General features: G+C 43.2%; 25 protein-coding genes. 21 read left to right on the top strand and 4 right to left on the bottom strand.

The annotated features are described in order from the left end of the window. Positions 1 to 60 precede the first annotated feature (60 nt). From ABXT70_RS07275 to ABXT70_RS07220, 12 genes are all read left to right on the top strand, one after another. Positions 61 to 792, top strand: a complete 732-nt coding sequence (locus tag ABXT70_RS07275) for a sulfite exporter TauE/SafE family protein (RefSeq protein ID WP_443639829.1) — start codon at positions 61 to 63, stop codon at positions 790 to 792. A gap of 230 nt (positions 793 to 1,022) precedes the next feature. Continuing rightward, a complete protein-coding gene (panB, locus tag ABXT70_RS07270) occupies positions 1,023 to 1,922 on the top strand; it encodes a 3-methyl-2-oxobutanoate hydroxymethyltransferase (RefSeq protein ID WP_443639828.1) in 900 nt (299 codons plus the stop codon). A 46-nt stretch (positions 1,923 to 1,968) separates the two neighbouring features. Then, positions 1,969 to 3,249 carry an aromatic ring-hydroxylating oxygenase subunit alpha gene (locus ABXT70_RS07265; protein WP_443639827.1) on the top strand — a complete coding sequence of 427 codons (1,281 nt, stop codon included), beginning with the start codon at positions 1,969 to 1,971 and terminating at the stop codon, positions 3,247 to 3,249. A gap of 84 nt (positions 3,250 to 3,333) precedes the next feature. Continuing rightward, positions 3,334 to 3,831 (top strand): nuclear transport factor 2 family protein, encoded by a 498-nt coding sequence (locus tag ABXT70_RS07260; RefSeq protein WP_443639826.1) that lies wholly within the window; start codon positions 3,334 to 3,336, stop codon positions 3,829 to 3,831. Positions 3,832 to 3,858: 27 nt separating this feature from the next. Further along, positions 3,859 to 4,200: a Rieske 2Fe-2S domain-containing protein gene (locus ABXT70_RS07255; protein WP_443639825.1), complete on the top strand. Its 342-nt coding sequence runs from the start codon at positions 3,859 to 3,861 to the stop codon at positions 4,198 to 4,200. A gap of 89 nt (positions 4,201 to 4,289) precedes the next feature. After that, on the top strand, positions 4,290 to 5,333 hold the full coding sequence (locus ABXT70_RS07250) for a 2Fe-2S iron-sulfur cluster binding domain-containing protein (RefSeq protein ID WP_443639824.1): 1,044 nt from the start codon (positions 4,290 to 4,292) through the stop codon (positions 5,331 to 5,333). A gap of 488 nt (positions 5,334 to 5,821) precedes the next feature. After that, positions 5,822 to 6,961 carry an ABC transporter substrate-binding protein gene (locus ABXT70_RS07245; RefSeq protein WP_443639823.1) on the top strand — a complete coding sequence of 380 codons (1,140 nt, stop codon included), beginning with the start codon at positions 5,822 to 5,824 and terminating at the stop codon, positions 6,959 to 6,961. 240 nt (positions 6,962 to 7,201) lie between these two features. After that, a complete protein-coding gene (locus ABXT70_RS07240) occupies positions 7,202 to 8,053 on the top strand; it encodes an ABC transporter permease (protein WP_443639822.1) in 852 nt (283 codons plus the stop codon). A 3-nt stretch (positions 8,054 to 8,056) separates the two neighbouring features. Continuing rightward, positions 8,057 to 8,908 (top strand): ABC transporter ATP-binding protein, encoded by an 852-nt coding sequence (locus tag ABXT70_RS07235; RefSeq protein ID WP_443639821.1) that lies wholly within the window; start codon positions 8,057 to 8,059, stop codon positions 8,906 to 8,908. Positions 8,909 to 8,912: 4 nt separating this feature from the next. Next, positions 8,913 to 9,734 carry an ABC transporter permease gene (locus tag ABXT70_RS07230; RefSeq protein ID WP_443639820.1) on the top strand — a complete coding sequence of 274 codons (822 nt, stop codon included), beginning with the start codon at positions 8,913 to 8,915 and terminating at the stop codon, positions 9,732 to 9,734. A gap of 73 nt (positions 9,735 to 9,807) precedes the next feature. After that, positions 9,808 to 10,656, top strand: coding sequence for an ABC transporter ATP-binding protein (locus ABXT70_RS07225; protein WP_443639819.1), 849 nt, complete (start codon positions 9,808 to 9,810; stop codon positions 10,654 to 10,656). Between the two features lie 51 nt (positions 10,657 to 10,707). Continuing rightward, positions 10,708 to 10,914: a hypothetical protein gene (locus tag ABXT70_RS07220; protein ID WP_443639818.1), complete on the top strand. Its 207-nt coding sequence runs from the start codon at positions 10,708 to 10,710 to the stop codon at positions 10,912 to 10,914. An 85-nt stretch (positions 10,915 to 10,999) separates the two neighbouring features. On the opposite strand, the gene ABXT70_RS07215 is transcribed toward ABXT70_RS07220, so the two are convergent. Continuing rightward, positions 11,000 to 11,713 carry a type 1 glutamine amidotransferase gene (locus ABXT70_RS07215; protein WP_443639817.1) on the bottom strand — a complete coding sequence of 238 codons (714 nt, stop codon included), beginning with the start codon at positions 11,711 to 11,713 and terminating at the stop codon, positions 11,000 to 11,002. 191 nt (positions 11,714 to 11,904) lie between these two features. Next, positions 11,905 to 12,618 carry a globin domain-containing protein gene (locus tag ABXT70_RS07210; protein ID WP_443639816.1) on the bottom strand — a complete coding sequence of 238 codons (714 nt, stop codon included), beginning with the start codon at positions 12,616 to 12,618 and terminating at the stop codon, positions 11,905 to 11,907. Between the two features lie 254 nt (positions 12,619 to 12,872). Here ABXT70_RS07210 and ABXT70_RS07205 point away from each other — a divergent pair, with 254 nt between their 5' ends. Then, the gene (locus ABXT70_RS07205; RefSeq protein ID WP_443639815.1) at positions 12,873 to 14,066 is read left to right on the top strand and encodes a M24 family metallopeptidase; all 1,194 of its coding nucleotides are present in this window, start codon (positions 12,873 to 12,875) and stop codon (positions 14,064 to 14,066) included. An 8-nt stretch (positions 14,067 to 14,074) separates the two neighbouring features. Here ABXT70_RS07205 and ABXT70_RS07200 read toward each other — a convergent pair whose 3' ends face one another. Next, positions 14,075 to 14,560 (bottom strand): Lrp/AsnC family transcriptional regulator, encoded by a 486-nt coding sequence (locus ABXT70_RS07200; RefSeq protein WP_443639814.1) that lies wholly within the window; start codon positions 14,558 to 14,560, stop codon positions 14,075 to 14,077. A gap of 154 nt (positions 14,561 to 14,714) precedes the next feature. Here ABXT70_RS07200 and ald point away from each other — a divergent pair, with 154 nt between their 5' ends. The 7 genes from ald to ABXT70_RS07165 all read left to right on the top strand — a co-directional run bounded on the left by ald (position 14,715) and on the right by ABXT70_RS07165 (position 24,717). Next, positions 14,715 to 15,854 carry an alanine dehydrogenase gene (gene ald / locus ABXT70_RS07195; RefSeq protein WP_443639813.1) on the top strand — a complete coding sequence of 380 codons (1,140 nt, stop codon included), beginning with the start codon at positions 14,715 to 14,717 and terminating at the stop codon, positions 15,852 to 15,854. A gap of 261 nt (positions 15,855 to 16,115) precedes the next feature. Next, a complete protein-coding gene (gene tig / locus ABXT70_RS07190; RefSeq protein ID WP_443639812.1) occupies positions 16,116 to 17,462 on the top strand; it encodes a trigger factor in 1,347 nt (448 codons plus the stop codon). A gap of 223 nt (positions 17,463 to 17,685) precedes the next feature. Then, the gene (gene clpP / locus ABXT70_RS07185) at positions 17,686 to 18,297 is read left to right on the top strand and encodes an ATP-dependent Clp endopeptidase proteolytic subunit ClpP (RefSeq protein WP_443642498.1); all 612 of its coding nucleotides are present in this window, start codon (positions 17,686 to 17,688) and stop codon (positions 18,295 to 18,297) included. A gap of 122 nt (positions 18,298 to 18,419) precedes the next feature. Beyond that, positions 18,420 to 19,703 carry an ATP-dependent Clp protease ATP-binding subunit ClpX gene (gene clpX / locus ABXT70_RS07180; protein ID WP_443639811.1) on the top strand — a complete coding sequence of 428 codons (1,284 nt, stop codon included), beginning with the start codon at positions 18,420 to 18,422 and terminating at the stop codon, positions 19,701 to 19,703. A 150-nt stretch (positions 19,704 to 19,853) separates the two neighbouring features. Beyond that, positions 19,854 to 22,262 carry an endopeptidase La gene (lon, locus tag ABXT70_RS07175; protein ID WP_443639810.1) on the top strand — a complete coding sequence of 803 codons (2,409 nt, stop codon included), beginning with the start codon at positions 19,854 to 19,856 and terminating at the stop codon, positions 22,260 to 22,262. Positions 22,263 to 22,416: 154 nt separating this feature from the next. Continuing rightward, positions 22,417 to 22,689, top strand: a complete 273-nt coding sequence (locus tag ABXT70_RS07170) for an HU family DNA-binding protein (RefSeq protein WP_443639809.1) — start codon at positions 22,417 to 22,419, stop codon at positions 22,687 to 22,689. 144 nt (positions 22,690 to 22,833) lie between these two features. Beyond that, a complete protein-coding gene (locus ABXT70_RS07165; RefSeq protein ID WP_443639808.1) occupies positions 22,834 to 24,717 on the top strand; it encodes a SurA N-terminal domain-containing protein in 1,884 nt (627 codons plus the stop codon). A gap of 73 nt (positions 24,718 to 24,790) precedes the next feature. On the opposite strand, the gene ABXT70_RS07160 is transcribed toward ABXT70_RS07165, so the two are convergent. Beyond that, positions 24,791 to 25,342 (bottom strand): hypoxanthine-guanine phosphoribosyltransferase, encoded by a 552-nt coding sequence (locus ABXT70_RS07160; RefSeq protein ID WP_443639807.1) that lies wholly within the window; start codon positions 25,340 to 25,342, stop codon positions 24,791 to 24,793. Between the two features lie 141 nt (positions 25,343 to 25,483). On the opposite strand from ABXT70_RS07160, the gene ABXT70_RS07155 reads away from it, so the two are divergent. Then, complete coding sequence (locus ABXT70_RS07155) at positions 25,484 to 25,726, top strand: excinuclease ABC subunit C (RefSeq protein WP_443639806.1); 243 nt, start codon at positions 25,484 to 25,486, stop codon at positions 25,724 to 25,726. Positions 25,727 to 25,732: the final 6 nt, after the last annotated feature.

Below are 25,732 nucleotides of genomic sequence, written 5' to 3'. Positions count from 1 at the left end.
CAATGTCCTGTGCTATAGTTTTAATTCAAACCATAAAACCCATTAGTATTATAACCTTCAATGATACCTCTTATGTTCTTACCGCCGTTGTTAACATCTGTCGTGTTCTTTGTTGGCATCCTGATTGGTAGTGTCGGGATTGGGGGTGTTTTATTGGTTCCTGCGCTTAAATTTCTGGGTGGTATTCCCTTACATTCAGCCATTCCTGCGTGCATGCTCAGTTACATGGTTACAGGATCAGTTGGGGCATTTATATACGCGCGCCACGGGACTATTAATTGGTCAATGGCAAAGAAAGTTTGCCTGGGGGCCCTCCCTGGTGCCTACATCGGAGCCTTTTTTCTGCCATACTTTCGAGCGGATATACTTGAGGTTTTCATCGCTACCTTAATACTGGCCTCTGGGGCCCACGCATTACTCCGCAAAACGGCAGTCCAACAATCTACTGAGGAAACTGAAAAAAACACGCCTCTATTAGCAATTGGGTTGGTTGCGGGAATTGGTTCGGCATTGAGTGGCACAGGGGGACCACTGCTATTAATTCCTATACTAATATGGTTTAAAGTGCCTGTATTAATTGCCATTGGTTTGTCTCAGGTGATTCAGATTCCTATTTCTGCATCAGCGACTTTAGGTAATTTTTTGCATGGCCATGTTGATATAAATCTTGCTTTTGTACTCGCGTTAACCATGGTGGGCGGCACTTTGGTAGGGGCCAAATTCGTGCACCATATGCCTGTGGATAGCCTAAAGAAATTAGTGGCGTGTCTACTAATTGGGGTGGAGTCATGATGCTAGTGCGTCTTCTAGGTTAAGTGCTTTAGAAAACATTGGCTGCTAATATTTTCATCAGAAGTCTAGTGCCCTCCTTATTGAAAGTGCCTACCTTTAGGCAAAAGCTATCACTCGATAAAAACTATCTGTTTGACTCTTTTTACGTGCATTGCCTATGATTGCTTCAAGTTAAAAGCACACTAATAAAGTGCCTTGTATAAAAATCAATTAATTAGCAGGAGAACTCCATGACAGACTTATCAGCACCGAGAAAGAAAATCACCATTAGAGGCCTACAAAAGAAAATGCAGGAAGGCGAAGGTATCGTGCAGATGGCCATCTATGATTATCGTAGCGCCGTAATTGCTGACCGTCTAGGTATTGATATTTTATGTGTCTCTGATACTGGAGGCATGGTTTTGTTTGGTCACGAGTCAACTGTAACTGTTAGTTTTGAAGAAGTGATGATGATGTCACAAGCGGTAGACCGTGGTAGTAAGTATGGTTTGCGCATGGTTGACATGCCATATTGGAGTTTTCACGTTTCTCCTGAGCAAGCGGTAGAGAACGCAGGTAAATTCGTATCTCGTGCTAATGCTGAGGTTATGAAGTGTGAGGGTAACCAACATCACGCTAAAAACATTGAAGCGATTGTTAAAGCAGGTATCCCTGTCCAAGGGCACATTGGAGTTACACCAATGCGTATGCCTCAGTTGGGCGGCTTCTTTGCGCAAGGCAAAACCTCTGACCGCGCCAAAGAATTAATAGATGATGCTCTGGCCATGGTTGACGCAGGTTGTTTTTCAATTATGTGTGAAGTAACCAGCCAAGAGGTTTGTGAATACTTAACTGAAATATTGGATGTTCCTGTAATTAGCTTAGGTGCAGGAAATAGGGCACATGGTGTGCATATTATTACATCTGACCTGTTCCACTTATACGAAGAGCACACTCCACGTCACTCCAAAATCTACACAGATCTTATTCCTATTATGGAAAACGTGTTTACCCAGTATCGTGATGAAGTTAAATCACGCGTCTACCCTGGTCCAGAGCACACGGTCTATATGAACGACCAAGAGGTCGCTAAGTTCGCCAAAGAAATGAAGTGGGAAACAAAACTAGCTGAGATAGATGCCGCTAAGTAGCAGACGCATCCAACCGAAAATACTTAACATATTGAGGAGACATATCATGTCATCAAGAACTCATGCACAATGGAATGCTGTTCCCGACTTGCAAAAAGGCGAGTGGGTCGATAGCAAAATTTACTCAGACGAAGAGATTTTCGAAGACGAACTAAGTAAAATATGGAGCAAGACTTGGATCCCAGTTTGTCATGAATCTGAGCTTAAAGAAGCCTATTCTTTTCGCACCATGACCATCGCGCGCGAGCCCGTTATCGTGGTTCGTGGGAAAGATATGGTTGTACGAGCGTTTTTAAACGTATGCCCCCATCGTGGCAACATGATCGAGCGACGTCCTGCTGGTAACTATAAGCGCGGAACGCCTTCCGGTACTCCTAAGACAATGACATGCATGTTCCATGCATGGAGTTTCGATATGAAAGGTAAGTGCGTCAACATCTCACGTAAAGAAGAAGGCTACCAAGATCGATTAAGTGAGTCTCAGGTTGGTTTACGTGAACTAAAGTGTGAAGTGTATTTTGGTGGCTTCGTTTGGGTCAGCCTCAATGATGACATTGGGATGACAGTTGAAGAATTTGCTGCCGGTTCACTTGATGTGCTAGCTCCTTCTCTAAACGAAGAACCATTGGAGGTATTTCACTATCACAAAGCGATCATCCCTTGTAACTACAAGCTATGGCATGACACCAACTGTGAGTTTTATCATGACTACCTGCATTATCATAATCGCATCACTGGTTTTAACGACGCTTACTTTGCACGCAAAAACAGTGGTTTTGACGGCGGTCATATCAACGTGGGTAGCTTTGAGGTGCAGTACGATAATTACGAAGGTTCGCATTCTCGGGAGGAGTTATCCTTCCCACATCTTCCACCTAACCATTGGTACATGATTGACATGTTTCCTGGTGTGAACTTCAACCTACGGGGCTCAGCCTTGCGCTGTGACTTAATGACACCACTGGGCCCAAATTCGGTAATGATTGAGTTTCGTGGCCTAGGTTTGGCCAGTGATTCTAAAAAAGATCGTCAAACACGTATCGACCATCATAACTCGATCTGGGGGCCATTCGGACGTAACTTGCACGAAGATTTATTAGCAGTAACGGGTCAGGGTGCTTCGATGCATCCCATGGCAGAGAGCCGTAAAATCCTCCATGGCCGTCATGAGAATGAAACCATTCACGACGAAAATGGCATGCGCCATTACTATGAGGAGTGGGGCAAATTATTAGACCGTTCTCCAAGTAATCCGGATGAGAAGTTCAAACCATATCCTGTGTTTAAGGAACAAGAGGCACAACGAGCTGCGGCTGCGGCGCAGTAAAGAACTCGCTGGAGCGTACTGGCAGGCCAATAATCATTAAGCCTGCTAGTTTTTTACAATTACAATAGGTTTTTGGAGGCCGTCATGGCTGTGAGTAACCACGAATTAAAAGAACAAATAAGAGAACTCATCTACAATACCTGCATTCACTTAGATGACCACCAATGGGAAGCTTGGCACGATAACTGCTCAGAGAACTTCAACTATGCCATTAGAGCGTTTAGTCCTGAAGTACAGACTGACATCAAGTATCACGGTGGTGATAAAGAGTACATGGAGTCGATTACCAGTATGCTAGCTAAGCATAATAGTGACCAGTCTCCACTCAGGCGCCATTGCACTGTATACAGAGTGGAAGTGGCCAAGGATGGCAAGTCGGCTACGGCAATTAGCTCACTTACGGTGCATCAGACGCAACTTGATGGTATAAATTCGCACGTTGATGCTGGAACAACGAGTGTTTTTTTAGTCGGTAGATATAACGACGTGTTTGTTATTGAAGGTGACAGTATAAAATTTGAAGATCGTGAAGTTCGCCTAGACACACGTCGCCTAGATAAAGGCACACACTGGCCAATCTAATATTTACTATAAGCAGGAAGTATAATTATGAGCTGGAAAACAGCTTGTCCCGCGAGTGACGTTAAGCAAGACAAACTAAAAGAATGCACCATCGATGGTATTGAAATTATTTTAGCTAATGTTGGTGATGGCTTTAGAGCATATCCGCCAGTGTGCCCGCATATGGAACAATATTTAGAAGGGTCAGGTATTTGCGCGAATAACGTAATGACTTGCGACCGACATTTATGGCAATGGGACATGAAAACTGGCGAACCGATGGGGCCTGCTGAAAAGCCTCTGCTCATCTACAAGACAAAAGAGGTAGATGGACAGATTATGGTCTTTATTGATGAAGAACTTGAATACGATTTTGATGACGATGACTAGTATTCAAACAGTTCATCACCTTTTCTAATACTAATCTGACGTAATTGTGAGCCCCGTTTACGATAGGGACTGTTGACCGGAGTTAAGCTATGTTGATCGAGATAGAAAAGAAGTCTCAAACCTATCAGTTTGAGGCCAATGCTGGGGAGAAGCTACTCTACGCTGGTTTGAGAGCTGGAGTGCCTTTGCCATTTGAATGCGCAACGGGAACCTGCGGTTCTTGCAAAGCACGAGTCGACCAAGGTGACGTTGACGAAGGTTGGCCAGAGGCCCCAGGCAAAGAACGTTTTAAAGCTGCCAAACGAGAAATACTGATGTGCCAATGCAGCGCACAGTCTGATTGTAGTTTAAGCGTGCCCACAAAGATTGCGGTATTTCGTGACGACGATATAAATCCAGACCATCATGTGGGGTTAATCACCCAGTACGATATGCTGACTTCAGATGTTCTGCGTTTTGAAGTTGAGCTACCCGCTGATCTTTCATTTCATGCTGGCCAATTTTTTGTTTTACAGGTCCCTGGAGTAAATGGGTTTAGAGCCTATTCAATGGTGAATTACTCAACTGGGACGAACACGCTTGAATTCATTATTAAGCAAAACCCAAGTGGTGCATTATCAAAATGGATGTTCGATTCAGATCGCTCTAACGAGCAGATAGACTTATTTGGTCCATTAGGCCGAGCTACATTCCATCCAGACGAATCTCATGATCTTTTTATGATTGCAGGTGGGTCTGGTATAGCAGGCTTAATGTCAATTCTGGAGCATGGACGACAGGTTAATCACTTTAAACACCACAACGTGGCCCTGTATTTCGGTGTTCGCACTCCCGCTGATTTTTTCTTTGCCGAAAGGTTAAGAGCAGTGAAGGCTCAATTTCCAGATAGAGTCTCTATTAACATCGCTTTCTCTAACGAGCCACCCACAAGTGAGCAACTCAGTGGTAATGATGGCCTTAATTACTTACAGGGTATGGTTCACGAGCATGCGTTGCCAGCCGTATTGGAAGGCGGTGGGAATACAATGCACTATCTAGCTGGTCCAGCCCCGATGGTAGACGCATTAATTAGGCCTCTAATCCTTGAATCTAAAGTTCCTGCAGACAAGATACGCTACGATAAATTTAACTAGACATAGCTCAGACTGTTTTTGTGTGTTTATACCAGCAAGCCGTTCCTGCGCTTGTTTAGTTGAATTAAGGACGGTTGCTGATTAGATGCTTGTCTGAATCGTCTATATTGGTAATTCTACTAGAATTAAGTATCTACTATGAACTATCCATTAGTGATATCTAAATAACCTTACAGTTTCTGGCAAATTCATATGCTAGTGTGAGATTAATATTTTCTTAAAAAAATTCAATATTAATTGGTACTATTTAAAAATATAAATCCAGTCTTAAAAACGGCAGAAATCAGGCTGTTTATCTATTAGCGAACCTATTGTATTTAATTCCGACTTTTATGATAGTCTTTATCAATCGCTTAATTGAATTGAATGTATTTACAAATAACAGCCAATGGTTTAAAAAATAGGAACGGTCTGGTGCGCTGCAGTTTTGTATCGGATTGATATTACTTTACAAATAGAAAAAAAATAAACTAATTTGGAGTGTGATCATGAGGAAACAGATTCGCAATATTCAACAGAAACTTACTACAGCCGCGCTGGTATTCGGTTTATCAGCAGGCGCAGTATCTACTGTTCATGCTGCAGAAATTGACTTCGGTAATGTGGGTGATCCCATTGACCTAGTAGTAGGTTATCAGCCTTATTACACCGAAGCATGGTCTGGTGTGGTAATGAAGGGAATGAAATTCTATGAGAAGTATTTGCCAGCAGGCTCAACAGTAGAATTCCAAATCGGTTTGGCGGGCGGTGTTATCGTAAACGCCATGCTAGCTGGTAAGCAACACATCGGATACATGGGTGACATGCCTGCGATCGTTGCAACTACCAAGGAACGCGTAGCAGATGTGCGCATCGTAGCAACAGCGGGCTTAGCCATGGACCAGTGTAATAACATGCTGGTTAGAACTGACGCTCCTGCGTTTGCAAACTCAGATGAAGCGATCCAATGGATGGACGGTAAAACCGTTGCTGTACCCAAAGGTGCTTGTACTGATAGGTTCGCTCTAGCTGTGTTTGAAAAGAAAAACATCAAGCCTGCAGAGTATCTGAACCAAAACATCGAAGTTATTACTAGTGGATTTCGTGCTGGAAAACTTGATGCAGCAGCAATCTGGGAGCCAACAGCTTCTCGTCTTGTTGAAGAAGGCTTAGCACGTAAGGTTGCCACGGGCGCGTCAGTAGACGAGAACGATGGTGGCTTCATCGATATGCGTGGTGATTTGATTGACCAGCGTCCTGATGTTGTAAAAGCGTGGTTGAACGCTGAGCTTGATGCTCAACTGTTTATGTCTGACCCAGCCAACAACATGGCTATTGTTAAGATGGCCGCTGCTCAAACTACAGGCTTTGATGAATATGTACTCTGGAAGGCAATGGTAGGTAGTACTCCAAAAGCCCAAGGCGGTACAGATGTTCGTAACGAGATGGCATTTGCTATTACGCCAAAAGCGCTAGCTTTGATTACTACGGCGACTACGTTTTTGCACTCAATCAAGACTATCAAGGTTGACACTCTCCGTGACAATGCAATCGAGACGAGCTTTACGGAAGACATTCTTAAAGAGCGTGGCCTAACTGCACCTGTTGGTAAAATGATGGCGCTTCCCGATTCAGCTTACCCTGGCTAAATCCTGCTCGATTAAGCAGTACATGCTAGGCCTAATGCTATGGGCTAATAGCTACCAACTTAGCCCCGCCATTTTTGGTGGGGCTAATTTTTAAACACAGATCTTCGATGTGCCCCCTAGATTCCCTAATGTTACTTACTGTATATTAATGGAACAGTAGCGCCTCGATTCGTAACTATCCCTGATAATAGACTCCTTAGGTCATTCAAGGATTAATCTTTTTATTTTGAGCTGGACACTATGAGTCAATCTAACGCGACGATGAACTTGACGATGTATCGTATTTCATCATGGTTAAAGAGTCCAAAGCCGTATTTAATGTTTATCGGTTTTGGTTTTGTTCTTTCATTTTGGTATTTTTCAGTAGAAGTATGGAAGCTCCCCCGCTTTCAAGACATGCCTGCACTAACAGAGGTTATCGAAGAGTGGTTTAGTAAGGACCCTTACTACGGCCTGTCTGTTTATACCCCCGAATACTATAAGCACATAGGTATTAGTCTTCGACGTATTGCCTATGCGTTTTTCCTAGCAACCGCCTTAGGAGTCCCTCTAGGACTATTTTTGGGCTGGTCACAAAAGCTAAGAGAATATATTTTCCCACTATTTGAACTGTTGCGCCCAATTCCAGTACTCGCATGGGTTCCATTAGCAATCATTATGTTTAGTGGCTCAGAGACTCCCGTTATCTTCCTCACCTTCCTGGCTTCATTTTTCGCCACAACCTTGAATACAATGTTGGGTGTAGAATCTATTGATGAGGAGTACAGCAGGGCAGCCTATTGCTTAGGTGCAAGCCGCTGGCAAACTTTCGTTCACGTTGTAGTCCCAGGCGCAATGCCTTTTATATTCACTGGACTGCAAATTTCTATCGGTGTGGCTTGGTTCTCACTGGTGGCAGGAGAAATGGTTTCTGGCCAATATGGCTTGGGCTATATAATAAATACCGCATACATAATGGTCCAATACTCACAAATCATCATTGGCATGATTACGTTGGGATTATTTGGCTACGTAACTAGTGCGTTAGTGCGTGTAGCGGGTGATTACATGATGCAATGGAGAGTGCGTGAACTTGCACTGGGTGGAGATTAATTAATGAGTACTTTAGAAAAAAACGATTCAATGCCGACCACGGGTGCGATTCGAATCGAAGATGTAGTTAAGGTTTATGATCCTGACGGAGCTGCAGTGATGGCGGTAGATCATTGCTCTATCGATATTCCTGCAGGTGAAATATGTATGATTGTTGGCCCATCAGGCTGTGGAAAAACAACTTTACTTAACACTATTGCTGGTTTTCATGGTTTAACTTCTGGGCATATATATTTAGATGGTGAAATTTTATGTGGCCCTGGTCAAGAAAAGGCGGAACCTGGTTCAGACCGGATCGTAGTTTTTCAAAATGGTGCACTATTCCCATGGAAAACGAACCTAGAAAACATTGCCTTTGGCCCAATGATGGAGGGCAAACTTAGTAAAGCTGAAATTTACGAGAAGGCTCGGAAAATGATGGTTGATGCTGGTTTGGAAGGAACAGAGGATGCATACCCAGGTGAGGTCTCATCCGGCCTAAGGCGCCGTGTAGAAATTGTTCGTGCCTTGATGAATGAGCCAAAGGTATTGTTGTTTGATGAGCCTTATAGAGCGCTAGATTCGTTGACCAAATCGGTTATGCACGAAGCGTTGTTAGAAATTTATTATAAGAATAAAGTTACTATCTTCTTCATCACCCATGATTTAGAAGAGGCCATTTTTCTTGGACATAGATTAATTATTATGTCTTCGCGTCCGTGCAAGCCAAAGAAGATTGTTGAAGTAGATATTCCACATCCGCGAGATTATAGCGTGCTCACAAGCCCACGCTTCCGTGAAATCATGAATGAAGCCAAAGGCGTGGTTAACGAAGAGGCTCGCAAGGCCTTTGAAGCTGGTGAGAAAGAAGGTTAAAACAATGAATATTAATAAAGTTTTAAGTAAGTTTTCAGCACGTGCTACCTTTCGAGGCGTGTTAGCTATTGTCATTTTTATTGCTATATGGGAATTCGGAGCGAGGTCTTTAGATCTAATTGGCTGGCGTGTGCCCTTTATAGGCTTAATACCACCACCTAGCAGTGTGTTAACAAGTTGGTCAAACTTAATTGTGGAGCCTAGTTACTGGCAGAGTTGGTATATGAGCTTTTTGCGAGTTTTTACTGGCTTTATAGTGGCAATGATTGTGGGCATTCCTCTTGGTTTGTATATGGCAATTAATAGAACATTTTATGGCATAGCTTTCCCATCGTTTGAGATTTTACGGCCAATTCCGCCGCTTGCTTGGGTGCCTGCGTCGATCATATTTTGGCCTACGCAAGAAATGTCGATTGCCTTTGTCACGTTTCTTGGCGCTTTCTATACGATAGTTATTAATGTATTGGGTGGTGCTAGGTCAATCAACCGTCAATATTTGCAGGCGGCTCAGTCTATGGGTGCCAGCCAGTGGGATATCTTTAGACGTATAGTCTTACCTGCAACGCTGCCCTCAATTGTTGTGGGTTCAGCTGTGGGAATGGGTATTACCTGGGAAGTGGTTGTGGCAGCAGAAATGATTTCTGGTGGAGGGTCAGGTGGTGGCGCAAGTGGTGGTCTTGGCTTCTTTATTTGGAGTTCCTATGTTGGTGGTTCTTACGAGCAAATTATTGTTGGCATGATCAGCATCGGCATCGCAGGTTATATTAGTAGCGAGTTATTAAGAAAACTAGGTGGGCGTTTTACCCCTTGGTTGAAAACACGTTAATCAGTTTAAAAAATTAATCGCAAACCTCATGTCAAATATTATTTAATCTTGAATTGAGATTCTGGAATTATGTATGTCAACAACTAAAAAAAGTAACGAAATTATTGCGACAAACGTCAGTAAGACGTTTGGTGCAGGCCCATATGCGAAGGAAGTTATCAAAGATTGCTCTTTTACCATTGAAAGTGGCAAGCTAACGGTAATGATTGGTCCTTCTGGCTGTGGCAAGAGTTCTTTAATACAGCTCATTGCTGGTTTTGATCAACCTACATCAGGTTCAATCACTATTGGTGGTAGGCCAATAGATGGGCCTGGAAAAGATCGCTTAGTGTTGTTTCAGGAATCGGCTTTATTCCCGTGGATGACAACCTGGGATAACGTCATGTACGGTCCACGTGCGCGTGGTGAAGACGCAGATGCGTCGGCGACTCAAGCTGAGTTTTTGCTTAAAAAAGTTGGACTCGAAGCCTTTAGGGATAAGTACCCAGCTCAGTTATCAGGTGGCATGCAACGCCGTGCTGAACTAGCTCGTGCAATGATTAACAAACCTGAAGTAATGATCTTGGACGAGCCTTTTCGTGGGCTAGACCATATGTCTAAAGAATTGATGTGGGAATATTATGCTGCTCTGTATGAAGAAGACCGTAATACTAACTTCTTTGTCACAACCGACATAGATGAGGCTATTTTTCTGGCGGATCGATTATTAATTATGACTAACCTGCCAACATCAACTCGATCAGTTATTGAAATTGACATCCCGCGCCCAAGAAATATTGAAGACATGGCAGACAATGAACGGGCTAATGAAATTAAAACTGAAGTAATGACCTTATTGCATGAAGAAGCGATGAAGTCGTTCTCTGGAGGCAGTAAGGCTGCAGCTGATTTCTTAGACGCTTACTCTAAACGAGCAGGATAATGAGAGGACACTGTAAGATGTCATTTAAACAGGCTATTAGTTTTTTTGTTCATGCTTGAACTGTTACTGCAGCGTTCAACTGTTGTCACGCTTGCAGTAATTGGGGGAGTTTTATCCCTAGCCGTCTCAGTGTTATCGGCGCGTGGGGTGCTGTCTGAGTCTGCCATTAAACATTTAAACAAAGTTGCCTACGTGTTTATGGGGCTTAGTATGATTTTGTTTATTGCAGCTGGACTAGCTGGACCTTTTGGGGCTTAAAATCCCTTTTTATTCACCCTACAGTTAAACCTCATACCACCAAATATGAGTAGACAGCTGAGCGCCTAACTAAATATGGGATTAATCAAGCTATTTCGTGCATAAAGTTTTCATAAATTTGTCTAGCGCAGCTCAGGCATTGGATCATATTTTCATCAGTATTTGCTTTAAGACTCAATAGAGCACCCTTGCCAAGGGTGTTTTCTAACGCTTCTGCATAAGCAGGGATCGCGCCCCAGTTGTCTACAGTATCTGGCTCTATTTCAACATGGTATTGCATAGACCAAGCATTAGACCCGATCCTCATAGCCTGAATAGAGCAAACATCTGACTTAGCTAAAATAATCGCATTTTCAGGAGCTTGTGCTACTCTGACTGAATGCCACTGAAGGCACTTCTGTCTATGGGATGTGCCTTTGAAAAGTGAATCTGCCTTTCCTTCAACAGTTAGTTCAACCTGCAGCATACCAATCTCAGGAGTTTTCTGGGGCCCACAAGTCCCTCCAAGTGCATCGGCAAGTAACTGGTGCCCAAGACATAGGCCTAAATATGGCTTCCCTAACACCTTAACCCAATGCCTAATGGCGGCTTTTTCAGCAACCAACCAAGGATTTTCCTCAATATCCCAGACATCCATTGGGCCACCCATAACCCAAAGTGCATCATACTTATCAAAGCTAGGGATTTTATCGCCACGGTGCAAATATACCGCATCCCATTCGATGCCATCTTCAGCTAAAAACTTCCTCAGAGAGCCTGGATGTTCACAATCAACATGCTGAAAGACAAGTACGCGCATGACTAAACTCCCTAAACAAATTTATTAAAACAATTGGCAAACATAGTAATACTAATTAATAACAATATGAAGTTCATAGTAACGAGGCTCAGTTTAGTATGTATGTCACAAGGATTACCCTGGGGCCTTATAAACTGAGGAACATCGACTAGGTTATGACGATATAGGGCAGGGGGCTAGACTAATAATGCCTACAAGCTCTTTGCTTTTTGAATCAGTTCATTTCTATCAGTGTTCTCACTAATATCCATTCCTCTCCTGCCAACAAGAGCCTCACGCAGTTCAGCTTCTGGCAACGCCTCAATTATGGCATCTGTCATGTTGAGAAAATTTAATTTCCGCTTAATTGCTGCATTAGTGGGACCAAATATACCATCATGTTTAAATCCAAAGTCCGTCGCATATTTCTCCATAAAATAGCAAAGGAAGGTGTTTATGCTTATCCGGACACGTTGATCACCAGCCATATATGCTTGCGATTCATCGAGGGTCTCGACCATAAGCTTCATCCAACGCTCTGCCCCTTTTGCATTCATAATCTCAAACGCATTATGCTGATGATGAAAATCCAACCTAAATTCTGCACCATGATATTTAAAACCACCACCCATCACGTCTAGCCACATTGAGGACTGGGTTTTTACATGGTGAGAAGTATCGCCAATGCGTGCAAAAATGGAACGAAACCACGTTTCGTCCTGATAAACCTTGTTATAAAAACCATGCACTATACTGACGATGCTATTTGGTCCCAAAACAGAATACAATTGCCAAAACTGGATAGGTTTCGAAAGGTTATTAGAAGCTGATAGAGAAACAATCTCTGCCATTCTGTGAGCTTCTGCTGGGAGGATTTTGCTCTCTATTGCTGCGTCAATGTATTTCCTTTGGATTTTTTCAGTCATATACCCGTGCGTTGGGTCGTAATTTGGATAGGACGTGTTAAGCATTGGCCAGTCTTTTTAAAAGAATATGTATGTTGTTTGATTTTGATACGTTTGAAGCGTTACTGCAATGATTGGTAATGTATTGGCAGCAGAACAATGCAAGTCAGTGTCTAGTTGATGAATCGTTTTTGTGACACTATGGCATGCGGATAACTTAGTGGAGAGGTACTATATACCAAGGTTACTCTTGCAGTTTTTGAGGTTTAGTGTGTATGTTTAACATGTTACCAGATTTTACTTTAACTAAGGTTCAAAAAAATAACCTATACACTTATCGTTTGTGGCGTTTGAGACAAGCCATGAAAAAGGCTGACGTGGGCCTTTGTATACTCAATAATCCCATCAGTTTGCGTTACGTCATCGATTTTGATGAATATCAACTGTTCCAAAGCCATATACCCTCGTGTTATCTGTATGTGCCAATTGATGGCCCGTTAGTCATGTTTGGCGCCACAGGCCGTAACTTCCCCCATGTTGAAGATTACCAGCGGCCCATTTTTGTGACTGTATTTGATGGTGGGTTTGATTTGGATCGACAAAGTAAGCTATTCACTGACCATGTTCAGGCCTTTATGAATGAGCATGGCTTAACAGGGATGCAGATTGGGTTGGATCGTTTTTCACCCATTACTAACCAAGCCATACTGGCCAAAGGTCTGTCTATTGTGGATGGGGAAGTGTTGGTAGAACAGGCTAAATTGATTAAGTGTGCAGAAGAGATCTTGTGCATGCAACGCAGTGTGGCCGTTGCCCAACATGGCATGAAACAAATGCAAGAAGCGTTACAACCTGGGGTAACGGAGAACCAGCTCTGGTCCATATTGCACCAGGTGAATATTGCCCACGGGGGTGGCTGGTTGGATGGCCGTATGTTGGCTTCTGGCGAACGTACTAATCCATGGTTACAAGAGGCCACTAATAAAGTAATTTGTGCGGGGGAGTTGGTTGCCTTTGATACAGATATGGTTGGCCCCAACGGCTACATTGCCGATATTTCTCGTACTTGGTTGTGTGGTGATGAGCCAGCAACGCGCCAGCAAAAATCAGCTTATCAACACGCGTATGATGAAATTCATTTTAATATCCACTTAATCAAACCTGGAGTGAGTTTTCAAGAGCTGTCTGAGGGTAGCTTTAACAGATCTGACAAGTATCGCAATCGACGCTATCCCACAGTTGTTCACGGTGTAGGACTCTGTGATGAATATCCGAAAATTTATTATCAAGAAGACTGGCATCGTGATGGTTACGATGGTGTAGTTCACGAAAATATGGTTTTGTGTTTAGAAAGCTTTTCTGGTGCAGAAGATGAGGTTGAAGGGGTAAAGCTAGAGACCCAAGTTAGAGTTACCGCCAAGGGTTGTGAGGTAATGTCAGACTATGCCTTTGAAGATAGGCTCCTTTAGTTCACTTATCAGGTCACGGTGATGTTGGTGTTACTGTGCACTTGGCGCAGAGCCATACGAGTTTGTGTGCCAACGACGCCTGGCAAGCGTAGTAATTTTTTGTAGTAAAGTTCTTCGTAATCCTTGGCGTCGGTATAAACTACTTTAAGCATGTAGTCATTATCTCCTGCCATTAAGTAACACTCCATAACTTGCTCAAGTTGAGCAACAGCAATTTCAAACTCTGCAAACACAGCTTCGCTTTGTCTATCTAAGCTAATAAAGATGAAGGCCGTGCCTTGTACTTGGAACAACTCTCGGTTCAATAAACCAACAAAACGATCAAACACACCCTTGTCCATCAGAAACTTAGTACGCCTCAAACACGCAGAAGGCGACAGATTAATTTGTTCTGCCAGCTCTACATTGCTTAAACGCGCATTGTTTTGTAGTGCATTAATGATTTTTTTATCAATCTGATCAAGTTCTATGTCTTCAGTAGAATTAAGTTGCATTATTTCCCTGTTTTGTGTAATTAAATTTAATTAATCGTGATAATTATCTCAATATAGCAAGATAATGCTTCAATAACAGCATTAAAATAACATTATATTCAATTGTCACATTTGTGGCGCTAACTAAGCTATCGTTAAATATGAGGGCAGTGCAATGTTGATTGGTGTACCTAAAGAGATCAAAAACCATGAGTATCGCGTAGGCATGACGCCAGCCAGTGTGCGAGAAGTGATTCACTCTGGTCATAGCGTAGTTGTTGAAACCTTGGCCGGCAGCGGCATTGGTTCTTGTGATGACGATTACATTGCGGCTGGTGCGGAAATTGTTTCCAGCGCCAAGGAAGTATTTGCCCGTGCTGAGTTGATTGTTAAGGTAAAGGAGCCTCAAACTGCAGAGCGCGCTATGTTGCGGCCGGAACAGTTGCTCTTCACTTACTTACACTTGGCTCCAGATGCACCACAAACGGCTGAGTTAGTAGCCTCCGGTGCAACTTGTATTGCATACGAAACCATTACCTCCGCCCAAGGTGGTTTGCCATTATTGGCACCTATGTCTGAAGTAGCTGGGCGCATGTCCATTCAAGCTGGTGCCCATGTACTGGAAAAAGCCCAAGGTGGCCGTGGCATGCTGCTTGGTGGTGTACCAGGCGTAGCACCAGCTAAGGTGGTTATTATTGGTGGTGGAGTAGTTGGTTCAAATGCAGCTCAAATGGCCCTAGGTGCTCGAGCCCAAGTTACGGTTTTAGATCGTTCTACGCAAGTTTTAGCACGTTTGGATAAAGAATTTAACGGTGCAGTTAAAACAGTCTACTCAACCCAGGATAGTCTCGAGGAGTATGTGCTAGATGCTGACCTTGTTATTGGTGGCGTATTGATTCCCGGTGCGACTGCGCCTAAGTTGGTCACAGAAGCCATGGTAAAAGCCATGAGGCCTGGTTCGGTGTTGGTAGATGTAGCGATTGATCAAGGTGGTTGTTTTGCAACATCCAAGGCCACTACCCATGAAGCCCCAACTTACGTTGTAGACGGAGTGGTACATTACTGTGTGGCCAACATGCCAGGTGGTGTTGCTATGACATCCACCTATGCGCTCAATAATGCCACTTTGCCGTATATTCTGAAGCTAGCTAATGTAGGCTGGAAGCAAGCCTTGAAGCAAGATATACACTTTCTTGCTGGGCTAAACGTTCATGCTGGTAAAGTCACTAATGAGCATGTTGCTAAGGCTTTGGGTTATGATTATGTTCCTCCAGAAACAGCTGTGGCCGATGTTGTCGCTCAATTAGTGGCCTAACTTATAGGGCCTGTTTAACGCCTTTATGGTGCTAAATACGAAGCGTCTCTTATAAAGAGGCGTTTTTTTTGGCAAAAATAACCTTCCTTTGATGCTTATGCCTTGACTATTAGTCATTAAATACGGAAAATTCGGTCTTTTAATTTCACCTATAATCGCCAAAATTTTGGTAATAGTCTGTAAAGGCGCTGAGTAGGTAAGACTTTAGTGGAGCCGGCCTGAGTATAGGCCCGTTCATTTGATAATTAATGAGGCATTTAAATGCAAGTTTCAGTTGAAGCGACTACAAGCATCGAACGACGATTAACCATAACAGTACCTGCTGAGCAAGTTGATAGTGCTGTAGAAAAAAAGGTCAACGAAACCGCTAAAACTATCCGTATTGATGGTTTCCGTCCGGGTAAAGTGCCTACTAAGGTCGTTAAAAAGCGTTATGGTGCTAGCATCCGTCAGGACGTATTGGGTGATGTAATCCAATCCAGCTTCTATGAAGCGATCCAGAAGGAAGACCTTAAGCCAGTAGGCATGCCCCACATTGAGCCTGAGGAAGACACAGGTGAAGGTGAATTTATCTATACTGCCATTGTTGAAGTGTATCCAAAAATCGTTTTGGTAGATGCTTCCGGCGTAAGTGTTGAGCGTATGACTTCTAGTATTGAAGGTGCTGACGTTGATACGATGATCGATGTTCTGTTGAGCCAACAAACCCAGTGGACTGAAGTTCTCCGTGCAGCTGCAGATACCGACCAGATTAATATCGACTTTGAAGGCTACCTAGATGGTGAAGCGTTTGATGGCGGCGCAGCCCAGGGTCACGACCTTGTGCTTGGTTCTAACAGTATGATTCCAGGATTTGAAGACGGTATTTTGGGCATGGAAGCTGGCCAAGACAAAGACATCACTGTAACCTTCCCAAAAGATTACAATGCTGCTGAACTGGCTGGTAAAGAAGCTCTTTTCACCATTAAGGTTAACACCGTTAGCGAAGCGACTAAGCCCGAATTAAACGACGATTTTTTTGCTCGTTTTAACCCAAAGGAAGAAGGCGAAGCCGGTTTCCGTGCAGAAATTAGCTCAAACATGAGCCGTGAGATGAACCAAGCACTTAAGTCCAAACTTAAAAATAACTTGTTAAACGCTTACCTTGAACTAAATGCTTTTGACGTACCAAAAGCATTGGTTACTGAAGAATTGGGACGCTTGAAGCAGCAAGCGCTGCAACAGTTTGGTGGTGGCAACGAAAAGCTAGACCCTAGCATGTTGCCAGACGAAATGTTCCAGGACCAAGCTGACAAGCGTGTTAAGATTGGCCTGTTAGCTGCTGAAATCATTCAACAGAATGAGTTTAAAGCTGATGAAGATAAAGTTAAGGCATTGGTACAAGAAATGGCTCAGGGCTACCAAGACCCACAAGAGTTCATTGACTACTACATGAACAACCCCGAGCAGCGCAGCCAGTTAGAAGGTGTTGTATTGGAAGATCAAGTTGTTGAGCATTTATTGGCTGCTGCTAGCATCACCGAAGTTGCTGTAGATTACAAAACAGCTGTTGAGCCAGAAGGCAAAGACGTAACGGGTGATGAAGAAGGGCCAAGCGAAGAAGTTTAATTCTTCTATCCGTCTGTTCTGGCCTTAATTGGGCTTGAACAGATCAGCGGTATGAGTTACTTTGTTGTAATTCATGCCGTTTTTTTTGCATATTAATTAATTAATTTGGTGTTTTAACTAGTCTAGGGCTTGGCATTTGTTAGATACGCCACTATATACTGATTCGTAACATTTTTTATGTATTGGAGTTGTAGCGACAATGAGTTTTTCTTTTCCTCCACAAATGGGGCAGTTAAGCCCTGAACTAAGCGCTTTAGTACCCATGGTTGTTGAACAAACTTCTCGTGGCGAGCGTTCTTACGACATTTATTCGCGCCTTCTTAAAGAGCGTGTTATTTTCCTAGTAGGCCAAGTGGAAGATCATATGGCCAACTTGGTGGTTGCTCAGCTTTTATTTTTAGAAGCAGAGAATCCAGACAAAGACATCCACTTATACATTAACTCACCTGGTGGCTCTGTGACTGCGGGGATGTCCATTTACGACACCATGCAGTTCATTAAACCTGATGTAAGCACTATGTGTATCGGCCAAGCCGCCAGTATGGGTGCCTTACTGTTAACTGGTGGTGCAGAGGGTAAGCGTTTTTGTTTGCCGAACTCGCGGATGATGATTCATCAGCCTTTGGGTGGTTATCAGGGTCAAGCCACGGACATTGAAATTCATACTAAAGAAATTCTAAATATTCGTGACAAGCTGAATCGTATTATGGCGTCACACACTGGTCAAAAACTAAACACTATCGCTGCTGATACTGACCGTGATAACTTCATGGAAGGTGCACAAGCAGTAGCCTATGGGCTTATTGATACGGTACTAGACAAGCGCCCAGCATAAATCCCATTAATGGGTGACTATACTGAAAGCTAAATAATGCGCAAAGTTAGTCGATAATAGATATAGAAAAGATTTAACACTAGCCTCACGAACTTCAGTGGGCTACAAACATTGGTAATTATATGAGCATTGACAAAGACGGATCTGGAGAAGGCGGCGGTAAGATACTTTACTGTTCCTTTTGTGGTAAAAGCCAAAACGATGTGCGCAAACTAATTGCTGGGCCGTCGGTTTTTATATGCGATGAATGTGTTGACTTGTGCAATGATATTATTCGTGAAGAAATTTTGGACCAAGAGCAACCAGAAGCCGAAGATCATTTGCCAACTCCTAAAGAAATTCGCGCGGCCTTAGAAGAGTATGTTATTGGCCAACCACGAGCAAAAATGGTGTTAGCTGTAGCTGTTTACAACCATTACAAGCGTTTGAACTATGTAGGTGGCAAAGACGACGTTGAGTTAGGCAAGAGTAATATTTTACTCATAGGCCCAACAGGTAGTGGTAAGACGCTATTAGCGGAAACCTTAGCTCGTTTGTTAAATGTGCCGTTTACTATTGCTGATGCAACAACACTAACTGAAGCTGGCTACGTGGGTGAAGACGTAGAAAATATCATTCAAAAGCTGCTGCAAAAATGTGATTATGATGTTGAGAAAGCCCAACGTGGCATCGTCTATATTGATGAAATTGATAAGATTTCTCGCAAGTCAGACAACCCTTCTATTACCCGTGATGTTTCGGGTGAGGGAGTACAGCAGGCCTTGTTAAAGCTTATTGAAGGCACCGTTGCTTCCGTACCGCCACAAGGTGGCCGTAAACATCCGCAACAAGAGTTCTTACAGGTCGATACTAGTAATATTCTATTTGTCTGTGGTGGTGCGTTTGCGGGCTTAGACCAAGTGATTCGTGATCGTACAGAAAAGAGCAGTATTGGTTTCTCAGCCACGGTTAAAAGCAAGGATGACAGTAAGAACGTAGGTCAGTTGTTACACTCTGTTGAAGCAGAGGATCTAGTGAAGTTTGGTTTGATCCCTGAATTTGTTGGTCGTCTCCCAATGATTGCCACATTAGAGGAGTTAGACGAAGAAACACTAGTTCAAATTTTGACGGAACCCAAAAACTCCTTAACCAAGCAGTATCATAAAATGTTTGAAATGGAAAACGTAGAAATTGAATTCCGTGATGAAGCGCTTAAGGCTGTGGCTCAAAAGGCTATGGAACGTAAGACTGGCGCACGTGGTTTACGCTCTATCCTTGAGTCTGTGCTTCTACCCACCATGTATGAGCTTCCCGACCAAGCCAACGCTGTTAAGGTTGTGGTTAACGAACAAAGTATTACTGGTGAGAGTGAACCATTGGTGGTGTTGGATAGCGTTGAGCTTCAACACGCTGCGTCAGACGAGTAATACTTGCTAGTGTGGTGAACTAAAACCATCTGCGGGTGGTTTTTTTGGTCTCATTTTAGTTCAAGGCTTGTATTCCTGACCCTTGTCCGCATCTAATAAAGCACACTAAACATTCGCAATCCATCGCGAAGTTAGCCTATAGGATCTTTTATGACTCAGACTCTTCCTCTTATTCCATTGCGTGATGTTGTGGTTTACCCACATATGGTGATTCCTCTTTTTGTAGGACGCCAGAATTCCATTGATGCATTAGAGTATGCCATGGCCGCCGATAAGGCGATTGTCGTTGTTGCCCAAAAAAGTGCCACTGTAGATGAACCTCAAATCACAGATTTGTTTGAAGTGGGTACATCTGCGCGCATTTTGCAGCTGCTTAAACTGCCTGATGGCACGGTGAAAGTTTTGGTTGAAGGTGAGCAACGTGTTGCTATAGAAGAAGTAGATGAGACCTCAGGCTTCTTTAGTGCCAAGGTTCACACGATAGATGATGCTGAGCCGCCAGAAGGAGAACGCAAAGCCTTAACTCATACCCTAATGTCCCAATTTGAACAGTATGTGAAGCTGAGTAAAAAAATATCTAACGATGTCATGTCTTCTATCACCAATATTGAAGACCCTAGTCGCTTAGCTGACACCATTGCCTCACAAATGAATTTGAAACTTGAAGAGAAGCAAGCTTTATTAGAAATGGGTGACCTTACTCAGCGTCTTGAGCACCTGATGGGGCAAATGGAAGGTGAGATTGATTTAGTTAAGGTAGAGAAGCGTATTCGTGGCCGGGTCAAGAAACAGATGGAAAAGAGCCAGCGCGAGTACTACCTGAATGAGCAAATTAAAGCCATTCACAAAGAACTTGGCGATATTGATGAAGCCGCTCCTAACGATTTAGAAGAGCTGCAGAACAAGATTAATGCGGCTGGTATGTCAAAGGAAGCAAAAGACAAAACTCAAGCAGAGCTCAACAAGCTTAAAATGATGCCACCAATGTCTGCAGAAGCCACTGTGGTGCGTAGTTACATTGATTGGATGGTCACTATCCCTTGGAAGAAGAAAAGCCGCCTCAAGCATGATTTGGCAAAGGCCTCATTGGTGTTGGAAGAAGATCATTATGGTTTGTCTGAAGTAAAAGAGCGTATCCTTGAATATTTAGCCGTACAACAGCGTGTTAAAAAAGTAAAAGGCTCAATTCTTTGTTTGGTTGGTCCTCCAGGTGTGGGTAAAACGTCCTTAGGAAAATCCATTGCCCGTGCAACTGGTCGTCAATATGTACGTATGGCATTAGGTGGTGTGAGAGACGAGGCTGAGATTCGTGGCCATCGTCGTACCTATATTGGTTCTTTACCAGGCAAGCTAGTTCAAAAAATGTCTAAGGTAGGGGTCTCAAATCCATTATTCTTATTGGATGAAGTCGACAAAATGGGTATGGATAGCCGGGGTGACCCAGCCTCTGCACTCTTGGAAGTGCTAGATCCAGAACAAAATAACAGCTTTAACGACCATTATTTAGAAGTGGATTACGATCTATCTAGTGTGATGTTTGTATGTACTGCTAACACTATGAATATCCCAGGGCCCTTACGAGACCGCATGGAAGTGATTCGTATTCCAGGATACACAGAAGATGAAAAATCAAGTATTGCTAAGCGCTATCTACTGCCTAAACAACTCGCTGCTAATGGCTTGTCACCTTCAGAACTGGCATTAAAGGATGATGCTATTGTTGATCTGGTGCGTTATTACACACGCGAAGCAGGGGTGCGTAGCTTGGAACGAGAGATTGCCAAAATTTGCCGAAAAGTTGTTAAAGAACACCTAATGGCAGGTTATAAAACAGCCACAGATAGCCCCGCACAACAGGTGGATTCTAGTAATTTAGAAGCCTATTCTGGAGTGCGTAAACATAGCTTTGGTCAAGCAGATGTAGATGACCGTGTGGGCCACGTTAATGGTTTGGCATGGACGTCAGTAGGTGGTGATATTCTGACCATTGAGTCTGCCGTTGTGCCAGGTAAGGGACGTTTAGTGAAAACTGGATCGCTTGGTGATGTTATGCAGGAATCTATCCAGGCGGCTTTAACGGTAGTTCGTGGTCGCGCATCAGGGTTGGGAATAAAGACAGACTTCCATGAAAAATCTGATATACATATTCATGTGCCAGAGGGCGCTACACCCAAAGATGGTCCAAGTGCAGGTGTTGGCATGTGTACTGCCTTGGTTTCAGTTCTCACGGGCATTCCTGTGCGGGCAGATGTAGCTATGACTGGAGAGATTACCTTGCGAGGGCAGGTGCTGCCTATTGGTGGATTAAAAGAAAAATTGTTGGCTGCTCACCGGGGTGGCATTAAAACAATTATAATTCCAGAAGAGAATGAAAGGGACTTAAAAGAGATTCCTGATAATATAAAAGCAGACTTATCCATAAAGCCTGTTAAATGGATAGACGAAGTGCTAGATTTAGCATTGCAATTTTCACCTACTCCAATCGTAGTGAATGAAGGTGAATTGAGTGTTGACAATCTCAAAGAAGCCTCAACTATCGATACTATTAGTAGACATTAGTTATTTCATTGAATTAATTCAAAGCCGTGCTTGACAAGACTTTGAACAAGTTGGTATAAATTGATCTTCGGTTTTTTAGAGCTGAATATAATACGCCATAACAAAAAAAGATCTGCTGGAGCAGATCATCTATTTTACACATAAGGGGATTAACGTGAATAAATCTGAACTGATTGAAGCCATCTCAGCGGAAGCTGATCTTTCAAAGGCCGGTGCTGGTCGTGCTCTAGACGCAGTCATTAGTGCGGTCACTGGCGCTCTTAAAGATGGTGAATCTGTTTCTTTAGTGGGTTTTGGTACCTTTTCTGTAAAGGCTCGCGCAGCTCGTACAGGTCGTAACCCACAAACTGGTGCTGCAATTCAAATTGCTGCTGCTAACATTCCTAGCTTCAAAGCTGGTAAAGCGCTAAAAGACGCAGTCAATTAAGACTGAGTCGTGTGCTATATGGGCTGATATACTTTGTGTTATTTAAAGTCGCCCTTTAGTTTCGAAAAAACGCATTCCTTTGGATGCGTTTTTTGTTTGTAGAATCCTAATAAGCAGCCTTCAAGGCTGTAGAAGCCAAACACAATGCTACAAAATATTCGTGACAATTCAAAAGGTATCGTCGCCAAAATTCTGGTAAGTCTTATTGCCTTTACCTTTGTAATTTGGGGAGCTGACGCACTATGGACTATTTCAGCGGACAATAGTGCGCCTGCAGAAGTAAACGGTGAAGAGATCAGTTTGCAAGAGTTGCTGCAATCTTCAGAGTTCCAACGTCGACAAATTCTAGCGAGCAATCCAGATATTGATCCTGTGACGCTCGACCAACAGGCTATTCAAGCTGCAGCGCTGCAGCGACTTATTGCTGACACGGTAATGCTTCAATACACACAGAATAATGACTTGGTTCTATCCGATGCAGCTGTTGATCAAATAATTACCCAATCAAAAGACTTTCAGGTTGATGGCGAGTTTAATAGAGAACTATTTGAATCATTGTTGCGAAACTTTGGTTTAACTCCCACAACATACCGTCAACAACTTAAGCGTGACAATCTTATGGGTCAGGTTCAGCAAGCGATTGCTAGTACAGCGTTTACGTTGGACCATGATGCTGACTTGGTGGCTCGTCTTGATGGGCAAACTCGTAATATTGCTGTATTGACCATGCCATTGGCATTAGAAATGCTAAGTGTTTCTATGGATGCAGAAGAGATTGATGCCTATTATTTAGACAACAAGCAAAGGTTTATGACGCCAGAGAAATTGAGTATTAATTTTGTTACGTTAAATAAGAGTGACTTTTATGATCAGGTAGAAGTGACTGACGAAGACCTTAAAAAAGAGTACCTAGACTGGCAACAAGCGGCGTCAGAGAAGTCAGAAACTGAAGCTTCGCACATGTTGTTTTTGGTTAATGATTCTCAGACTGAAGAACAAGCATTAGATTTAGCAAAAATCGCACACACACAGCTTGAACAAGGCCAAGACTTTGCCAGCGTAGCTCAACAGCACTCACAGGACGATAGTACTTCGTCTGACGGTGGCTATATTGGGTTGTTGGCAAAAGGTGAGTTTGGTGAAGCCTTCGACACCGTATTGTTTGACTTGCAGTCGGGCACTTATAGTGCACCTGTCGTCACAGAGTTTGGCGTACAAATCGTTTATGCTCACGCACAAGATGCTGCAGATCAACCAACCTTCGAGCAACAAAAGCAAGCTCTTAGCTTGGCCTTAAAGCAGTCTGGGGCAGAAAGCCTATTCGTTGCTGCGAGTGAAGAAATGGCTGATATTGCCTTCTCCTCACCAGATTTGTTAGAAGTGGCTGACGCATTAGGCCTTAGTGTGGAAACCAGTTCATTATTTGGTCGCCAAGGTGGTGATGGCATAGCTAGCAATGACCGTGTGGTTAACGCTGCTTTTGCTGATGACGTGTTGTTACAAGGTAACAACTCTAGCGTGCTTGAACTTGCATCGGATAAATTGGTGGTGATTCGGGTGAGCCAACACAATGAACCTGCGCAACAGCCTATTGGAGATGTGAAGGTAGATATTACTAAGCTACTTGTGGCTCAGAAAGCCGCTACAGCGTTGGAAAAAAAGGCTAACGCTTATGTCGAAGAGCTAAACAATGGCGCCGTAATGAGCTCTGTTGCAGCTACAGAAGGGCTAAGTTGGCAACAGTTTGATGAAGTGGTTCGAGGTTCAACCTTGGTGAATAGTTTGCTAGTTCAATCTGCATTTCGTTTGCCTCGCACAGAGACTGGTGTCAGTTATGGAATTGCCCCTAGCTACAGTGGTGACGTCAGTATCATACAGTTACAAAGTGTGACTGATGCAGATCCTGAAGAACAAACACAAATACAGCGTCTAGCCTTGATGACAGCGTTAACTCGCCTACAAGGGCAGGGTGATATGAAGTTACTTGAGAGTTCGTTGAGTGGCCAGGCTGTGATAGAAACTTTTTAAACATCTAATGGCTTAAAAAGAATCCACAAAAAAGGCAGCTTAGGCTGCCTTTTTTGTTTTCTTAAACAAATGTCTACATGTCTTTAACGGCGTAAATACCGTCTACGTTGCGGAAGTATCCTTGGTAGTCCATACCAAAGCCATAAACGAAACGATCTTCTACATCTAGGCCAATAAAATCTGGCACGTAATCTACTTTGCGGTCATGAACTTTATTTAATAAGGCTGCAGCATAAACCTTTTTGGCCCCTGCTTCTTTCAAATATTCGCAAATGGCCGCAAGAGTATGGCCTTCGTCATAGATGTCATCCACCACTAGAACCGTGCGGCCATTAATGTCTATGCTAGGACGAGCCAGCCATGAGAGGTTAGTGCCAACAGTTTTTTTACCATAGCGTGTCGCATGAAGATAATCTGTTTCTAGAGGGAATTGTAACTTTAGCAAAAGTTGCGCCATGGGAATCATGCCACCATTTAACACACACAGCACTAAAGGCATTTCTTTAGACAAGGTTGCAGTAATTTCTGCTGCCATAGTATCAATGCTCGCAGCTATGGTTTCACCACTGACTAATAAATCGGCCTGCTCGTGAACCGATACAGCTTCTGCGTATGTGATTGTCATATTTATGCCTTGCAAAAGTGAATTATTATAACTCAAAAAAATGATTGGTAGAATATTGATTTAGACTAAAAGATGAGCAGTCAGAGCTACTGAAGTTAAGGTAGAATAGGGCATCAACCATTAATGTAGTTAACTTAGATTATGAATACAGACATTAATCACATTCTTGTAAACGGTGCTCAGATTGCTTTTAATAAAATGCGGCGCGCGCAGTCATTTAACGCCCGTTTGTATTATTATGCTGAGATTGGTGTTTATTTAGAAGTATCCTTGTCGCATGGCGCAGGTATTACCGCTGAAAGCCATGATCAAATTGATGAAATTTATAAGCAGGCTACGCATTTTCATATGAGTGAAAACAAACGGTCACGGCTCGTTAGCTAACTAATT

The organism is Candidatus Njordibacter sp. Uisw_039 (assembly GCF_047730075.1).
In the GTDB taxonomy this organism is placed as follows: Bacteria; Pseudomonadota; Gammaproteobacteria; order Pseudomonadales; family Balneatricaceae; genus Njordibacter.
The sequence above is the reverse complement of the archived record's forward strand: the minus strand, read 5'-3'. Positions and strand labels throughout refer to the sequence as shown.

Excerpts from the sequence above, each read along its gene's own strand:
- ABXT70_RS07275 (WP_443639829.1), top strand. The coding sequence starts at position 61 with ATGATACCTCTTATGTTCTTACCGCCGTTGTTAACATCTGTCGTGTTC.
- panB (WP_443639828.1), top strand. The coding sequence starts at position 1,023 with ATGACAGACTTATCAGCACCGAGAAAGAAAATCACCATTAGAGGCCTA.
- ABXT70_RS07265 (WP_443639827.1), top strand. The coding sequence starts at position 1,969 with ATGTCATCAAGAACTCATGCACAATGGAATGCTGTTCCCGACTTGCAA.
- ABXT70_RS07260 (WP_443639826.1), top strand. The coding sequence starts at position 3,334 with ATGGCTGTGAGTAACCACGAATTAAAAGAACAAATAAGAGAACTCATC.
- ABXT70_RS07255 (WP_443639825.1), top strand. The coding sequence starts at position 3,859 with ATGAGCTGGAAAACAGCTTGTCCCGCGAGTGACGTTAAGCAAGACAAA.
- ABXT70_RS07250 (WP_443639824.1), top strand. The coding sequence starts at position 4,290 with ATGTTGATCGAGATAGAAAAGAAGTCTCAAACCTATCAGTTTGAGGCC.
- ABXT70_RS07245 (WP_443639823.1), top strand. The coding sequence starts at position 5,822 with ATGAGGAAACAGATTCGCAATATTCAACAGAAACTTACTACAGCCGCG.
- ABXT70_RS07240 (WP_443639822.1), top strand. The coding sequence starts at position 7,202 with ATGAGTCAATCTAACGCGACGATGAACTTGACGATGTATCGTATTTCA.
- ABXT70_RS07235 (WP_443639821.1), top strand. The coding sequence starts at position 8,057 with ATGAGTACTTTAGAAAAAAACGATTCAATGCCGACCACGGGTGCGATT.
- ABXT70_RS07230 (WP_443639820.1), top strand. The coding sequence starts at position 8,913 with ATGAATATTAATAAAGTTTTAAGTAAGTTTTCAGCACGTGCTACCTTT.
- ABXT70_RS07225 (WP_443639819.1), top strand. The coding sequence starts at position 9,808 with ATGTCAACAACTAAAAAAAGTAACGAAATTATTGCGACAAACGTCAGT.
- ABXT70_RS07220 (WP_443639818.1), top strand. The coding sequence starts at position 10,708 with ATGCTTGAACTGTTACTGCAGCGTTCAACTGTTGTCACGCTTGCAGTA.
- ABXT70_RS07215 (WP_443639817.1), bottom strand. The coding sequence starts at position 11,713 with ATGCGCGTACTTGTCTTTCAGCATGTTGATTGTGAACATCCAGGCTCT.
- ABXT70_RS07210 (WP_443639816.1), bottom strand. The coding sequence starts at position 12,618 with ATGACTGAAAAAATCCAAAGGAAATACATTGACGCAGCAATAGAGAGC.
- ABXT70_RS07205 (WP_443639815.1), top strand. The coding sequence starts at position 12,873 with ATGTTTAACATGTTACCAGATTTTACTTTAACTAAGGTTCAAAAAAAT.
- ABXT70_RS07200 (WP_443639814.1), bottom strand. The coding sequence starts at position 14,560 with ATGCAACTTAATTCTACTGAAGACATAGAACTTGATCAGATTGATAAA.
- ald (WP_443639813.1), top strand. The coding sequence starts at position 14,715 with ATGTTGATTGGTGTACCTAAAGAGATCAAAAACCATGAGTATCGCGTA.
- tig (WP_443639812.1), top strand. The coding sequence starts at position 16,116 with ATGCAAGTTTCAGTTGAAGCGACTACAAGCATCGAACGACGATTAACC.
- clpP (WP_443642498.1), top strand. The coding sequence starts at position 17,686 with ATGGGGCAGTTAAGCCCTGAACTAAGCGCTTTAGTACCCATGGTTGTT.
- clpX (WP_443639811.1), top strand. The coding sequence starts at position 18,420 with ATGAGCATTGACAAAGACGGATCTGGAGAAGGCGGCGGTAAGATACTT.
- lon (WP_443639810.1), top strand. The coding sequence starts at position 19,854 with ATGACTCAGACTCTTCCTCTTATTCCATTGCGTGATGTTGTGGTTTAC.
- ABXT70_RS07165 (WP_443639808.1), top strand. The coding sequence starts at position 22,834 with ATGCTACAAAATATTCGTGACAATTCAAAAGGTATCGTCGCCAAAATT.
- ABXT70_RS07160 (WP_443639807.1), bottom strand. The coding sequence starts at position 25,342 with ATGACAATCACATACGCAGAAGCTGTATCGGTTCACGAGCAGGCCGAT.
- ABXT70_RS07155 (WP_443639806.1), top strand. The coding sequence starts at position 25,484 with ATGAATACAGACATTAATCACATTCTTGTAAACGGTGCTCAGATTGCT.